The organism is Kordiimonas laminariae, from assembly GCF_023008165.1.
Lineage (GTDB): Bacteria > Pseudomonadota > Alphaproteobacteria > Sphingomonadales > Kordiimonadaceae > Kordiimonas > Kordiimonas laminariae.
This window is the reverse complement of the sequence record NZ_JAKQZA010000002.1, coordinates 328,162-342,313: the sequence shown is the minus strand read 5'-3', so window position 1 is coordinate 342,313 and position 14,152 is coordinate 328,162. Positions and strand designations below refer to the sequence as shown.

Genomic DNA, 14,152 nt, shown 5'->3' with positions numbered 1-14,152 from the left:
AGACCAAGCTAGAGGAGGGGTTGTGAGCAAACGTATATTGGTCGTTGATGATTCTGCTACAATGCGGGACATGCTTTCCCAATATTTGCAGGCGGGTGACTATCTGGTCGCCTGTGCAACAAGCGGCGCACAAGCTCTTGATATCCTTAAAACTGAACGATTTGATGTGATCGTAACCGATCTTGAAATGCCGGAACTTGATGGTTTTGCACTTATTCGCTCAATTTCGGAACTAGATTGGGACCCTGCGGTTATTCTCTTTACACAGCATGATCAGCGAACGCTTCATAGTGCGCGTGAACTTGCAATGGCTTATAGCGTGAACCTTCTGGGTACGCTCACGAAACCAATTGATAAAGAGCAGCTCCTTCTTACCTTAAATGATGTAGCAAAGACTCGTTCCTCCGCGCGGCAGGGAACAGAGACAGTACTTGCTGAAACAGAGTTTATGCGCGGTTTGATGACTGATGGTCTTGCACCTGTTTTCCAGCCGAAAGTTAATCTTGCCACTGGTGAGGTTGAAGGTGCTGAAGTGTTTGCTCGCTGGCGTGCCCCAGGCGGAGGTCTGTTAGGAGCGAATGCTGTTGTACGTGTTGCTCGTGAAAAGGGGTATATGGATGTGCTTACATACCGTATGCTAGAGCTTGCAATGGAGCAGCAAGGCAAGTGGGCCAGAGAGGGGCAGGACATCCAATTGTCCATCAATGTTTCCAGTGAAAACCTCCGTAAAGAGGATTTTGCTGATGTAGTTTCAGGCCTTGCGGACCAGTTTGGCGTTGATCCTAAGAAGGTACGCCTTGAACTTGCTGAGTCAGAGTTTCAGGTAGATGAACGTGTGCCGCTTGAAGTGCTTTCTCGGCTTCACCTTAGAGGTTTTGGCCTAACACTTGATGATTTCGGTACAGGCTTTGCCTCTCTTATCAGGCTACACTCAATCCCCTTTGATGAACTTGTTGTGGACCGGGAGTTCATTGGCCGTGCCGCTGAAGATAAAATCGCTCGCACCATTCTCGAATCTGCGATTGACCTCTCTCATAAGCTGGAACTTCGTTGTTCTTGCGAAGGTATTGAAGACTTGGCCCAGCTTGAGATGGTGAAAAGTCTTAAGGCTGATGTGGGGCAGGGATACCATATTGCCAAGCCGATGGCTCCAGATGAATTCCTTATCTGGATTGAAGATTATAAAGATGGTGTCGAGAAGATTGAAGGCCTGAATTAAGGAGCTAGTCGGCTCCAGACCGCTTTTGCAATTGCGATATCCTGGGCAGCGATTCCTGTTAAATCCGCAATAGTTATGTCACTTTTTTTCCTGGTGAAAATATCCGGTTCTTTGAAAACTGTTCCTAGTTCGGCAGAGTTTCGTTTCTTAAACTCTACCGGGCTGTGAGATGCTTCTCCATGATGTAAGCATTGTTCTTTTGAATCAAAAGCAACAAAGGTAGCCTTCTGAAACAAATTAGCTTCCAGTTCTTGTTTACCCGGAGCATCTGCCCCCACAGCTGTGATATGTGTGCCTGCCTTAATCCACTCAGCTTTGATGATAGGTGAGGTGCTGGGAGTTGTTGAAATGATGATGTTTGCACTTCGACATAAATCTTCCGGTGAAGACATTATTTCAACATACAATCCGGCTTTTGCCATATCAGCGATATAAGTAGCTGTTTTATCTTTATCTCTGCCCCAAACACTGTAAGTGGCTTCGGGCAGCAGTTTGGAAAGATACTGAACTTGCAGGCGCGCCTGAATACCTGTGCCGATGACACCAACTCTTGGGGAGGAGTTAGGTTTTAGTAAATCTGAGGCAAGGGCACCAGCGACCGCAGTACGAATATCTGTAAGCATGCCGCCGTCTTCTAAGAGCGCGAGTGGTTCTCCTGTGATTGCCGATAGGATCATCATCAAACCGTTACTGCTAGGTAGACCTTTCGAGAGGTTGTCGTAGAAACCTGTGGACAGTTTTATAACAAATACTTCGTCCCCTTTGGTATGACCGAACTTGATGTGCAAATCGCCATTTGCTTCCGGGAAGGATAGGTACCCTACAGGTGGTGTAGTAACGTCTCCGACTGAAAACTGAATGAAGGCGTTTTTGATTGCACTAAACACATCTGCTGATTTCAGGGCTTCTTCGATTTCGGCTTTTTTAACAATACGCATTACTCACCACGTTGTTGTTTGAGGTAGTTATAAAGAGTAGCGCGGGCAACACCTAGAATGCGGCATACATAGGCCGCCGCCTGCTTGCCTTCAAAGCCGCCGCTTTCTGCTAGGTCGAAGATTAGTGCTTTTTTTTGCTTCTGGGAAAGTTGAGCAACTGGGGTGCCGTGCTTGTTGGTCCAGTCAGTCACAAACTGATTGATCTTCTCGTGCCAATCCTCTTTGAACAGTGCCTCAGGCTTTTCCGTTTCTTGCGGTATAGAGAGCAGGGCGGATAAAGCCTGTTGCGCCATATGGAAGTGGGACATGTCGGCGTTAATACACAGAATTCCAATGGCTTTTTCACTATCATCGCGGATCACGCTGCTGATGGATTTTATGCGCTTACCATCCCAGTTTGTTTTTTCGTAGGGGCCGATGAGGCGGTCACTGGGTTTGAAATCAATCTCATGCAAAAGCGAAGGCTCGCCTATTTCTCGTTGTGAGAAGTTATTAGCAATGTAGGCAACCTGCTCCGTTGCCAGATCATGGATAACAACTTCTACATACGGATGAAACAGGAGGGCGATACCATCTGCAATGTCATGATATTTGTTCAGCATAAACTCGTTACCTAGAAATTGGTTCGTGCGTAATCAGCCAGGTGTTTGAGGCCTTCTTCTATATGGTGTTTTGGTGCTCCAATCCCTAAGCGGATATATTGGTCCATGCCGTACACATCGCCAGGTAGAAGCATAATGCTGCGTTCTTCTCGGAGCTTATGAACAAGTTTAGTGGAGTTTATATCCATATTATAGCGCACAAATGCCATGCCGCCTGCTTGCGGTAGAATACTTGAGAAAATATTGGCATTGTTATCAAGCCAGCCTGAGAGAAGCGCTACGTTTTCACGGAGAATGCGGCGACTTCGTTCAAGGATTTCAGCGCGCTTGGTTGGCTGAACCACGATGTCGGCGACATATTCGCTCACAGCACTTGTGGTGATGGATGTATAATCTTTGCGCTGCCAAGCTTTGTAAATATCTGCTTCCGGTCCAATGAGCCAACCGATACGGAGGCCTGGAAGCGCCATTGCTTTCGAGAGACCAGATGTGATGATTGCCTTTTCGTATAGATCGGCGAAGCTTGGGCTTTCTTCGCCGTTAAGCTCTGATCCTTTGTAAACCTCATCAGCATGCAGATATAAGCCGCGTTCACGTGCGAATTCTACAAGCTGGTTCATACTATCGAGCGGAAGTGTGCTGCCTGTCGGGTTATTCGGGTGGCAGATAGTGATCATCTTGGTCTTGTCAGATACTAGTGATTTAAGATCATCCAGATCAGGCTGCCAGCCTAACTCTTCCTTAAGAGCGACTTCTTTTACCTTGATGCCAAGTGCGCGTGCCCATCCCCAGATTTGCAGATAGTTGGGTACAAAGACAATCAGCTCATCACCGGGATTAAGCAATGACATCACCATCAGGAAATTTGCTTCCGCTGAGCCATTAGTGATGATCACTTCGTCCGGTGTACGGTTTTTGTAAAGGTTTGCTACAGATTGCCTGAGTTCGGTAGCGCCGTTAGTCCAGCCGTAGCCGATTTCCAGTTCAAGTAGCTTGGCGTTTTGCTCAGGTGTAAGGAGTTCTTTTAGGGTGTATGGATGTACACCACTGTCAGACAGATTAAAGTCTACTGTGTTTTCATAAAGAGACTGAATACGTTCCAGTGTGAATTCTTCGATTTGCATCTGCCTACTCCTTATACAAAGAATCTATATGTGGATTATTAGTCTAATTTTGGAATTTTGTCTAATATTTCTTTTGTTCACTATTTGTTCTATTTTTGTTATGATAGATCTATGAATGAGCATGGAGTGAAATCAGCGACCTTGAAAGGTGCATTAAATGTCCGCGGTCGCGCGGCTACTTCAAACGGTTCGGGCCGCTTTGAACAGTATGGCTATGAACGCCATGATGACGGCTGGGATATTGCTGAGGATGAAACACCACTGAAAACAGAGGTGTTTGAGGAAAATGCCCGTCATATCATCACGAAAAATACTTCGCCCGATGTACCTTTCGACCGGTCAATTAATGCTTACAGGGGGTGCGAGCACGGCTGCATTTACTGTTTTGCGCGGCCAACTCATACTTATATGGGGTTATCAGCCGGGTTAGATTTTGAAAGTAAGCTATTTGCGAAACCAAATGCTGCCGAATTATTGGAAAAAGAGATTGCTCGGGAAGGTTATGAACCGAAACCCATAGCCATGGGCACGAATACTGATCCGTACCAACCAATTGAGCGCGAGAGAGAAATTACCCGAAGCATTCTTGAGGTGCTCAACAAATATAACCATCCATGTACCATCCTTACTAAATCGAGACTTATTGTGAGGGATTTGGATATTCTCGCTCCTATGGCAGAAAAAGGCCTTGTGAAGGCTGGCTTATCGGTCACCACGCTCGACCGGAAACTCTCTCGCACAATGGAACCACGTGCTTCGATGCCGCAGCGCCGGCTTGATGCGATAAGGCTACTTTCAGATGCGGGTGTGCCAACTATTGCTATGTTTGCGCCTGTTATCCCGGCCCTTAATGATCATGAGATGGAACAAGTGATTGCGGCTGTCGCGCATGCAGGAACTAAGGATGTGGGTTATATATTAATGCGGCTACCACTTGAATTAACTAGCTTGTTTGAAGAATGGCTGGACGCCAATTTTCCGAACAGGAAAGAACGGGTAATGAACCGTTTGAAAGCAATGCGGGGTGGTAAAACCAATGATCCACGTTTTAAACACCGTATGACGGGGAAGGGAGCGGAAGCTGATCTGATGCGTGTGAGATTTGCGGCTCTTTGCAGAAAGCATAAACTCAATAAGCGAGAAGATACTTTCAGGTTGGTAACAGAAGCTTTCCAGCGGCCTATTCTCAAAGGAAGCCAGTATAGCTTACTGGATGCGCTCAAATAAAAATGGCGACCGTATGGGCCGCCATTTCTTTGTCTTGTAAACCACCTGTTAGCTGCGGTCGTTGTTCATCACTTTCACCCATGCTTTGATGAAATCGTTGACAAACTTTTCTTTGTTTTCATCAAACGCATATACTTCAGCGATAGCACGTAGTTCAGAATTGGAACCGAAGATCAGGTCAACTGGTGTAGCTGTCCATTTCATCTGGCCGCTGGCACGGTCATAACCATTGAAAATGCCGTCTTTGCCTTTGGCTTTTTTCCACTCTGTATCCATGCTGAGAAGATTTACGAAGAAATCATTATTCAGCGTACCTGGCTGATCTGTAAACACACCGTGCTTAGCACCGTTTGTGTTTGCATCAAGAGCACGCATACCGCCCACAAGAACTGTCATCTCTGGAACAGAGAGGTTCAGTACCGCTGATTTTTCTACAAGCATTTCTGCAGGTGAACGTTTGTTGCCTTCTGCGAAGTAGTTGCGGAAACCGTCTGCTTTAGGCTTAAGGAAACTGAAAGAGTGAACATCAGTTTTTGCCTGTGTTGCATCAGCACGGCCCGGTGTGAACGGTACAGAAACTTCAACACCAGCATCTGCCGCAGCTTTCTCTAGCGCCGCCGCACCGCCAAGTACCACAAGGTCAGCAAGAGAAACTTGCTTTTTGCGGTTCTTGGAGTTGAATGATGTTTGAATGGCTTCAAGCTTGGTGATCACCTTATCAAGTTCAACAGGTGTGTTTGCTGCCCAGTCTTTTTGCGGGGCAAGACGAATACGTGCACCATTTGCACCACCACGCATATCCGTGTTGCGGAATGATGAAGCTGATGACCATGCAGTACGCACAAGTTCGGAAACAGAAAGACCAGAATCTAGAATCTGCTTCTTCAGTTTCGCGGCGTCTCTTGCACTGATCATATCGTAATCAACCGCAGGAATTGGGTCCTGCCAGATCATTTCATCTTTCGGGGCAAAGGCGCCAAGGTAACGAGAACGCGGACCAAGATCGCGGTGAGTTAGCTTAAACCAGGCGCGAGCGAATGCTTGCTCGAACTCTTCTGGATTTTCAAGCCAGCGTGTTGTGATCTTTTGGTATTCAGGGTCAAAACGAAGTGCCAAATCAGTTGTGAACATGATTGGTGCGTGGAATTTTCCTTCGATGTGAGCATCAGGAACTGTTTCAGAAGCGCTTTCGTCTGTTGGTGTCCACTGTGTGGCACCTGCAGGACTTTTAGTTTTTTTCCAATCATACTGATACAGGTTTTGAAGGAAAAGGGTTGTCCACTGGGTTGGAGCGGCGGTCCAGGCGCCTTCAAGGCCACTTGTGATCGTATCCGCGCCTTTACCTGTACCGCATTTGTTTTTCCAGCCAAGGCCTTGGTTTTCAATTGGGGCGGCTTCAGCGTCCGGGCCTACGCATTTTTCAGGACTGCGAGCACCGTGTGCTTTACCAAATGTGTGACCACCAGCAATAAGAGCTGCTGTTTCTTCATCATTCATTGCCATGCGTGCAAAAGTTTCACGGATTTCTTTTGCGGCAAGAAGTGGCTCCGGAACACCGTTCGGACCTTCAGGGTTTACGTAGATAAGTCCCATACGAACCGCTGCAAGTGGGTTTTCAAGACCATTTGGTGTGTCGCGGTCACGACCAAGCCATTCACCTTCAGAGCCCCAGTAAACTTCTTCTGGTTGCCAACCATCGATACGACCACCGGCAAAACCAAGAGTTTTAAAGCCCATGTCTTCCATGGCGATTGTACCAGCGAATACCATGAGATCGCCCCATGAGATTTTTTTACCGTACTTTTGTTTGATTGGCCAAAGAAGACGGCGTGCTTTATCGAGGTTTACGTTATCAGGCCAGCTGTTTAGTGGTGCGAAACGCTGCATGCCGCCATCAGAACCACCGCGGCCATCCGTTGTGCGGTATGTACCAGCGCTGTGCCATGCCATACGGATGAAAAATGGACCATAGTGCCCGTAATCTGCTGGCCACCAGTCTTGGGACGTTGTCATGGCTTCAACAACATCTTTTCTAAGTTCTTCAAGGTCCAGTTTGGCGAATTCGGCAGCATAGTTGAAACCCGCGTCCATTGGGTCTGATTTAGCTGCGTTAAGGCGGAGGGCAGATAGATCAAGGCGGTTTGGCCACCAATAATCATTGTTGATCTCTACCTTTTGCTCTTTGTTATATTTTGCGTGTGGTTTGCCGTGGCCCTCTGCAAATGCAGTGGTATTTGGGACAAGGCTTAAAACAGCGGCGAGGGCTACTGCAGAAACTGTATTACGAAACATACCCTATTCTCCTAAGTGTTGATCAGACAGCAATCAAAACGTTACTGAGAAAATGATATGGCAGAGTTGTAATCGATCTAAATTGATAATAGCTTATTTAGTAATCGATTTAATAGATTATTATTCAGGTACGTATAAAAAAGGCCGGGAATAAATCCCAGCCTTCTGAGTTTCTATCGGATAAGTTTCTAAGCGCCTTCATCCATGCTGAAAAGCTCAGCATTACCGCCGACAGCAGCGGTATTAATTGTAAGCGTACGCTCAGCTGCAAAACGGATCAGATAGTTCGGGCCGCCTGCTTTAGGGCCGGTACCTGATAGACCTTCGCCACCAAATGGCTGCACGCCAACAACAGCACCAGTCATGTTGCGGTTGATGTAGGTGTTGCCAACACGAGTTTTGGCGAACAGTTCCTGCCAGCGGCCTTCAAGGCGTGAATGTACACCGAATGTAAGGCCATATCCTGTATCAAGAATTTGTTTCAGCACATCCTCCATCTCTGATGACTTGAAACGAATGATATGCAGAACTGGGCCAAACACTTCACGCTCCAGCTGGTCAAGGCCAGAAAGCTCGAAGATATGCGGCGCGAAGAATGTGCCACCCTTAGTGCCATCTGCCATCTCTGCTTTCGCAACAAGTGTGGCTTCTTTTTCCATCTTGGCGCAATGTTTAGCGAGATTAGCTCGGGCTTCTTCATCAATGATTGGGCCGATATCAGTATCCAGATTAGCAGGATTACCAATCACGCGCTCTTTGAGCGCGCCTTTGATCATATCAATCACCTTGTCCGCGACACTATCCTGAACAAAGAGAACACGAAGAGCTGAGCAGCGCTGGCCTGCAGAACCAAATGCGGAGAGGATTACATCATCCGCAACCTGTTCAGGCAGGGCTGTCGAATCAACAATCATTGCGTTCTGGCCGCCAGTTTCTGCGATCAGCGGTACAATGGCGCCGTCACGGTCAGCTAGTGTGCGGTTGATGATTTTCGCAGTTTCAGTGGAGCCCGTGAAGGCAACACCAGCGATGCGTTCATCAGCAACAAGTTTCGCACCAACGGTTGCGCCATCACCCAGAAGAAGGTGCAGCACATCAGCAGGCACACCAGCTTTGTGCATCAGTTTCACAGCATGCCACGCAATAATTGGTGTTTGCTCAGCTGGTTTAGCGATAACAGAGTTACCAGCCGCAAGAGCAGCTGCAATCTGGCCAACGAAAATTGCAAGTGGGAAGTTCCACGGAGCAATACACAGGAATGTACCGCGGCCACCCATGTGAAGTTCATTTTGCTCACCGGTTGGACCAGGTAGTCGAATAGGTTCACCAAACTGTTTTTCGGCTTGCACAGCATAATAGCGGAAGAAATCAACAGCTTCACGCACTTCAGCGATGATATCCCCCAGTGTTTTGCCAGCTTCACGGACAAGCATATCTGCAACGATATCACGATCTTCTTCAAGAAGATCAGCAGCTTTGCGGAGGATATCTGCGCGAGCCTTGCCGCCAAGTGCGTCCCAATCATGCTGAGCTTCTGCTGCGCGGTGAGCAGCTGTTTCGATATCTTCAATACGTGCTTCTGCGAACGTTCCAACAATTTCATTAGTGTTTACAGGGCTTCGTACGTCAGTTGTTTTGCCGCCAACTTCCATACCGCCAACGATATTCATCGCGGCGTATGTGTGGCTTTTGCGCTCATCCAGTGCTTTGAGAAGCGGTTCAAAATGATTGCGGTCCATAAGGTTACATCCTTTGGAATTTAAACGCTCTTCGCCGTAAATGCCGAGCGGTGTAGGAATAAGTGTATGGCGAAGTGCAGGTGCTTCCTTCAGTGATTCAATTGGGTCACCAGCAACTTCTTCAACTGGTACTTCAGCATCCATGAAACGATTTACGAAGCTTGAGTTGGCGCCATTTTCAAGAAGGCGACGTACCAGATAGGGCAACAGGTCTTCATGAAGGCCTACTGGCGCGTATGTGCGTGTACGGATGGTGCGGCCAACTACCTTGCCTGCTGCTGTATAGAGGAGTTCACCCATGCCGTGGAGGCGCTGGAACTCATAATATTTGCTTTCAGCCATCGCTGCAATCGCTGCAATAGTGTGCGCGTTATGCGTTGCAAACTGCGGATAAATAGCATCCTGCGCATCAAGCATACGTGCAGCTGTATAGAGATAGCAGCAATCTGTTGAAGGCTTACGCGTGAATACAGGATAATCATCAAGCCCAAGTTCCTGCGCGTGTTTGATTTCCGTATCCCAGTATGCGCCCTTAACAAGGCGTACGGCAAACTTACGGCCATTCTCGCGGGCAAGGTGGATTAACCAGTCAATCACATATGGCGCGCGCTTCTGGTAAGCTTGAACGGCAAGACCAAGGCCTTCCCAACCGGCGAGGTCAGGGTCTTGGGCAAGTTTTTCGAACAGGCGCAAGGAGATATCCAGACGATCTGCTTCTTCGGCATCAATTGTCATCTGAATGTCGTAGGATTTTGCTTTTACTGCCAGGTCTTTCACCATTGGCAGCATTTCAGCCATTACACGACCTTCGTTAGCTTCGTTATAACAAGGATGAAGTGCTGAAAGCTTGATGGAAACGCTAGAGCGGTCATGCGGATTGTTGCCATCAGCTTTTGTTGCTGAACCAACAGCATCAATTGATGCTTTATATAGTTCATAATAACGTTGGGCTGTTTCCATGGTACGGGCACCTTCACCCAGCATGTCAAAGCTCATCATTTTATGTTCGGGCGCTTGTTTGCCCTGACGTGTCAGGCCTTCGCCGATGGTGCGGCCAAACACAAACTGTTTGCCCATGATTTTCATGGCTTGGTTAACAGCGGCGCGGATTACCGGCTCACCTGTACGGCCGATAAGGGATTTTACCCATGAACCCGGGTTCTTCGTGATGGATTTATCAAGATCAATCACACCGCCTGTCAGCATAAGCGCCCAGGTGGAGGCATTCACAAAGGTGCTGTCAGATTGCCCTTTGTGGGAAGACCAGTCACCAGATTGGATCTTTTCCGCAATCAATTTATCTTGTGTTGCAGTGTCTGGCACACGGAGGAGGGCCTCCGCCAAACACATCAGCGCTACACCTTCCTGATTTGAAAGGCCGAATTCAGCAAGGAAAGCATCTAAGCTGCCTTGTTGTTCTTTCATAGCGCGTGACTGTGCGACAATTGCAGCAGCACTTACGGCAATATCTTTACGGCTTGAATCATCAAGCGGGAAATTTTCCAAAATGCGCTGAACGGCTTTTGTTTCGTCCAACTCATATGCTTCGCGCATGGCAGCTAAAGCCGAGGCTTTATTCGGGGCAGCTGCTGGCGAAATCCGAAGGTTTGTCATTATTGTCCCTTCCCCTTCAGGTTACCCATTTCCCTGCGTTATTTTATGCAGAGTTAAATCCCCCTTAAACTTAATTATAGCGGCTGAAAAGACAGATTCGTATTTCGGATGAATAAGTTTGGCTTACTTTGAAATTAAAAGCTTTTTTACAGCAGTTTTTCACAAGATTATGCCAAATACCGTTAGGGGAACGGTAGATTTGAGGTGGGATTTTTTGTGAGTCGGGAACTAGAGAGAATGGGGTGACATAACGCCACCCCTTTTGAAATTGCTTATGCCAGTTTCATCAGCATCTCTTTTGTGTATGGGGACAAATCCCCCATAGCGTCACTGCGTACTTTTTCCACCCAATCTGGATTGGCGATAAGAGCCCGGCCAACTGCCGCCAGATCAAACTCATCGCGTTCCATACGTTCAGTGAGTTTATCAAGGTTTACAATGTTACCTTCTGAGAATGTTTTCTGACCTTCTTCGGTGAAGGCGCTATCAAGGCCAACGCTGCCAACGGTGATTGTTGGCTTGCCCGTGATTTTACGAGTCCAACCAGCTAGATTGAGGTCACTTCCTTCAAACTCTGGTTCCCAGAAACGACGGGTAGAACAGTGGAAGATATCCACACCAGCATCAGTAAGTGGCGCGAGGAACTGCTCCATCTCAGACGAGTTATCTACCAATTTTACGCTGTAATCTTGCTGCTTCCACTGTGACCAGCGAAGGATCACTGGGTAATCTGGGCCAACTTCAGCGCGGATAGCTTTGATAATCTCGGCAGCAAAACGTGTGCGTTTTACAAGATCACCGCCCCACTGGTCATCACGAACATTTACGCCGCCCCAGAAGAATTGGTCAACGAGATAACCATGAGCACCGTGGACTTCTACGCCATCGAAGCCGATTGCTTTTGCATCTGCTGCTGCTTTAGCAAAGGCAGTGATCACATCTGCGATGTCTTCTTCTGTCATTACATGGCATTTTTGTTTGCCTGGCATCACCATGCCTGAAGGGCCGTAGCCTGGCACAGTTTCATCTGGCTCCGTGCCCGGACGGCGTACAGAGCCAACATGCCAAAGCTGAGGCATGATTTTGCCGCCTTCAGCGTGCACCGCATCAACCACTTTTTTCCAGCCTGCAAGCGCTTCGTCGCCGTGAATGAAAGGAATGTTCGGATAGCCGTTCGCGGCTTTATGTCCAACACATGTACCTTCTGTGATAATCAAGCCAACACCGCCCGCTGCGCGTTTGCGGTAATATTCCACGTTCAGATCATTTGGCACATTGCCCGGGGAGAAGGACCGTGTCATAGGCGCCATTACGATACGGTTATCGAGAGAAAGATTTTCACTTTCAAAAGGTTTGAACAAAATGCTGTTGCTCATCATGTATCCTTACTTTTGCGCCGAAACTGCGCCTTTTATCATCCAAATGATTGGTTAGTGAGTAGAAGTAGTGCAGGCGTAACGGAAATCAAGCTGCTTGGTAATTATCAAGTTTTTGTAAGGCGGGTTGCTAGACCGATAAGGCGAGCGTAGTTTGTGATCACTGAATTAAGGAGCTTGGGCATGTTTCAGAAATTTTTTGCAGTAGCATTGTTGTTTATCTCTGCTGGTGCGTTTGCGGGTGAAAAAGAATCCCTGCATGATTTTACAGTGAAATCTATCGATTATACGGAAATGCCGCTTAGCCAATATAAAGGTAAGGCGGTTCTTCTGGTAAACACAGCATCTTTCTGCGGCTACACACCACAATATGAAGGCCTGCAGAAGTTGTGGTCAGACTATAAAGATAAAGGCCTTGTTGTTCTTGGTGTTCCGGCCAATGATTTTGGTGATCAGGAGCCTGGCGACGAAGGCAATATTAAGAAATTCTGTCAGGTGAATTTCCAGGTTGATTTCCCGATGACCAAAAAAATGGTTGTTAAAGGTGGGGAAAAGAATTCTGAACTATACAACTGGCTTGCGGCAAAAATGGGTGATGAAAGCCGCCCGAAATGGAATTTCCATAAGTATTTGATTTCACCAGAAGGTCAGCCGGTTGCTTACTTTAAAAGTGACGTAACACCAGACTCTGACACGCTTATCGATGCGGTTGAGAAAACACTGTCTGAGTAAATCTAAGATAGTTTACAGGAAAAGGCGGTGCCATTTGCGCCGCCTTTTTTATTCATATGTTACGCGAGCAGTTCTGCGGCGATCTCTTTAAAAGGTTTGCTGTCATCTTCCAGCACTGCACGGTCTACTGAGATGCCAGCAGGTATCAGTTTTTTTGATTGCATGAACTCAGCGATACGCCCAACACAATCTACCGCGATGATTTTACCTTCTTTCATGTAGAAGAAAGCCGCTGAGCGCTCGGAAGGGGCACCGCGAACTACAAGTTTATCATACCCTTCAGAGAGCCCTGCGATCTGTAGTTTTAGGCCATATTGATCCGACCAGAACCAAGGTAGTTCCGCATATGGTTTTTCTTCGCCGAGGATATGAAGGATAGCAGTTTTCGCCTGATCAACTGCGTTTTGAACTGATTCAATCCTCATATTACGCTGATATAAGGAGTGTTCAAACCAGGCTACATCGCCGACCGCATAAATATCCTCATCAGATGTTTGGCAGAATTCATTAATGCAGATGCCTGCTGGATGTGTTTCAAGTCCTGCCTCCTCCGCAATTTCGGAATTTGCGATGAGGCCGATGCCCGCGATAATCAGGTCACACTCAAAACGGCTACCATCTTTTGTATGGACCGCAGAAACGCGATCTGTACCTTCAATAGAAGTAACCATTTGGTTAGTTAGAATTTGCGCGCCTTCTTCTGTGTGTATCTGGGTATAGAAAGCTGAAACTTCAGGAGCAACCACGCGCTGAAGAATACGGTCTTCAGCTTCCAGCACTGTTACTGTCTTGCCAAATTTACGGGCAACTGCAGCTGCTTCAAGGCCGATATATCCGCCCCCGATCACTAGTATGTTCTGGGCTGCTTCAAATTCAGGTTTGAGTTTATCTGTATCCGCAATGGTGCGTACATAATGAATGCCGGCTAGATCAGAGCCCTCGCATGTCAGCTTTCGTGCACGCCCGCCAGTTGCCAAAACCAATTTGTCATAAGGCACTGTTTCCCCGTTATTGAGGGAAACAGTTTTAGCTTTTTTGTCCACTTGTGTTGCTCTTGTATTGAGCTTCACATCAACACCCATGCCTTCATATGCGCTATCCCGGAGAATAGGCAGGCGGTCAGCTGTTATCTCACCAGATAGATACATTTTTGAGAGCGGTGGGCGCTGATAAGGGATCATACCCTCATCCGTTATCAAGGTGACCTCGCCGTCAAACTTCTTCTGCCTAAGCGAGGTAACGGCTTGTGCAGCCGCATGGCCGCCACCAATGATAACGATACGGGTCAT

At 47.5% G+C, this 14,152-nt stretch carries 10 protein-coding genes; 3 read left to right on the top strand and 7 right to left on the bottom strand.

Translation table 11 applies throughout. From position 1 onward, the window contains the following. Positions 1-22: 22 nt before the first annotated feature. Entirely contained in the window at positions 23-1,219 is a 1,197-nt protein-coding gene (locus tag MF542_RS05060; protein ID WP_247016601.1) for an EAL domain-containing response regulator, read from the top strand. On the opposite strand, the gene MF542_RS05055 is transcribed toward MF542_RS05060, so the two are convergent. From MF542_RS05055 to MF542_RS05045, 3 genes are read right to left on the bottom strand one after another with little or no spacing between them, the layout of a single operon-like run. Beyond that, positions 1,216-2,157, bottom strand: coding sequence for a Rossmann-fold NAD(P)-binding domain-containing protein (locus tag MF542_RS05055; protein WP_247016599.1), 942 nt, complete (start codon positions 2,155-2,157; stop codon positions 1,216-1,218). The genes MF542_RS05060 and MF542_RS05055 overlap by 4 nt on opposite strands. Then, positions 2,157-2,759, bottom strand: coding sequence for a helix-turn-helix transcriptional regulator (locus MF542_RS05050; protein WP_247016598.1), 603 nt, complete (start codon positions 2,757-2,759; stop codon positions 2,157-2,159). The genes MF542_RS05055 and MF542_RS05050 overlap by 1 nt, the downstream gene beginning before the upstream one ends. Before the next feature lie 11 nt (positions 2,760-2,770). Continuing rightward, entirely contained in the window at positions 2,771-3,883 is a 1,113-nt protein-coding gene (locus MF542_RS05045; RefSeq protein ID WP_247016596.1) for an aminotransferase class I/II-fold pyridoxal phosphate-dependent enzyme, read from the bottom strand. A gap of 111 nt (positions 3,884-3,994) precedes the next feature. On the opposite strand from MF542_RS05045, the gene MF542_RS05040 reads away from it, so the two are divergent. Continuing rightward, positions 3,995-5,110 carry a PA0069 family radical SAM protein gene (locus MF542_RS05040; RefSeq protein WP_247016594.1) on the top strand — a complete coding sequence of 372 codons (1,116 nt, stop codon included), beginning with the start codon at positions 3,995-3,997 and terminating at the stop codon, positions 5,108-5,110. 48 nt (positions 5,111-5,158) lie between these two features. Here the strand turns inward: MF542_RS05040 and katG are convergent, their stop codons facing one another. The 3 genes from katG to MF542_RS05025 all read right to left on the bottom strand — a co-directional run bounded on the left by katG (position 5,159) and on the right by MF542_RS05025 (position 12,131). After that, a complete protein-coding gene (gene katG, locus MF542_RS05035) occupies positions 5,159-7,402 on the bottom strand; it encodes a catalase/peroxidase HPI (protein WP_281501532.1) in 2,244 nt (747 codons plus the stop codon). Positions 7,403-7,590: 188 nt separating this feature from the next. Beyond that, positions 7,591-10,755 carry a bifunctional proline dehydrogenase/L-glutamate gamma-semialdehyde dehydrogenase PutA gene (putA, locus tag MF542_RS05030; RefSeq protein WP_247016592.1) on the bottom strand — a complete coding sequence of 1,055 codons (3,165 nt, stop codon included), beginning with the start codon at positions 10,753-10,755 and terminating at the stop codon, positions 7,591-7,593. Positions 10,756-11,027: 272 nt separating this feature from the next. Then, the gene (locus tag MF542_RS05025; protein WP_247016590.1) at positions 11,028-12,131 is read right to left on the bottom strand and encodes an NADH:flavin oxidoreductase; all 1,104 of its coding nucleotides are present in this window, start codon (positions 12,129-12,131) and stop codon (positions 11,028-11,030) included. 183 nt (positions 12,132-12,314) lie between these two features. On the opposite strand from MF542_RS05025, the gene MF542_RS05020 reads away from it, so the two are divergent. After that, entirely contained in the window at positions 12,315-12,863 is a 549-nt protein-coding gene (locus MF542_RS05020) for a glutathione peroxidase (RefSeq protein ID WP_247016588.1), read from the top strand. A gap of 59 nt (positions 12,864-12,922) precedes the next feature. Here MF542_RS05020 and MF542_RS05015 read toward each other — a convergent pair whose 3' ends face one another. Next, positions 12,923-14,152, bottom strand: a complete 1,230-nt coding sequence (locus MF542_RS05015; RefSeq protein ID WP_247016586.1) for an NAD(P)/FAD-dependent oxidoreductase — start codon at positions 14,150-14,152, stop codon at positions 12,923-12,925.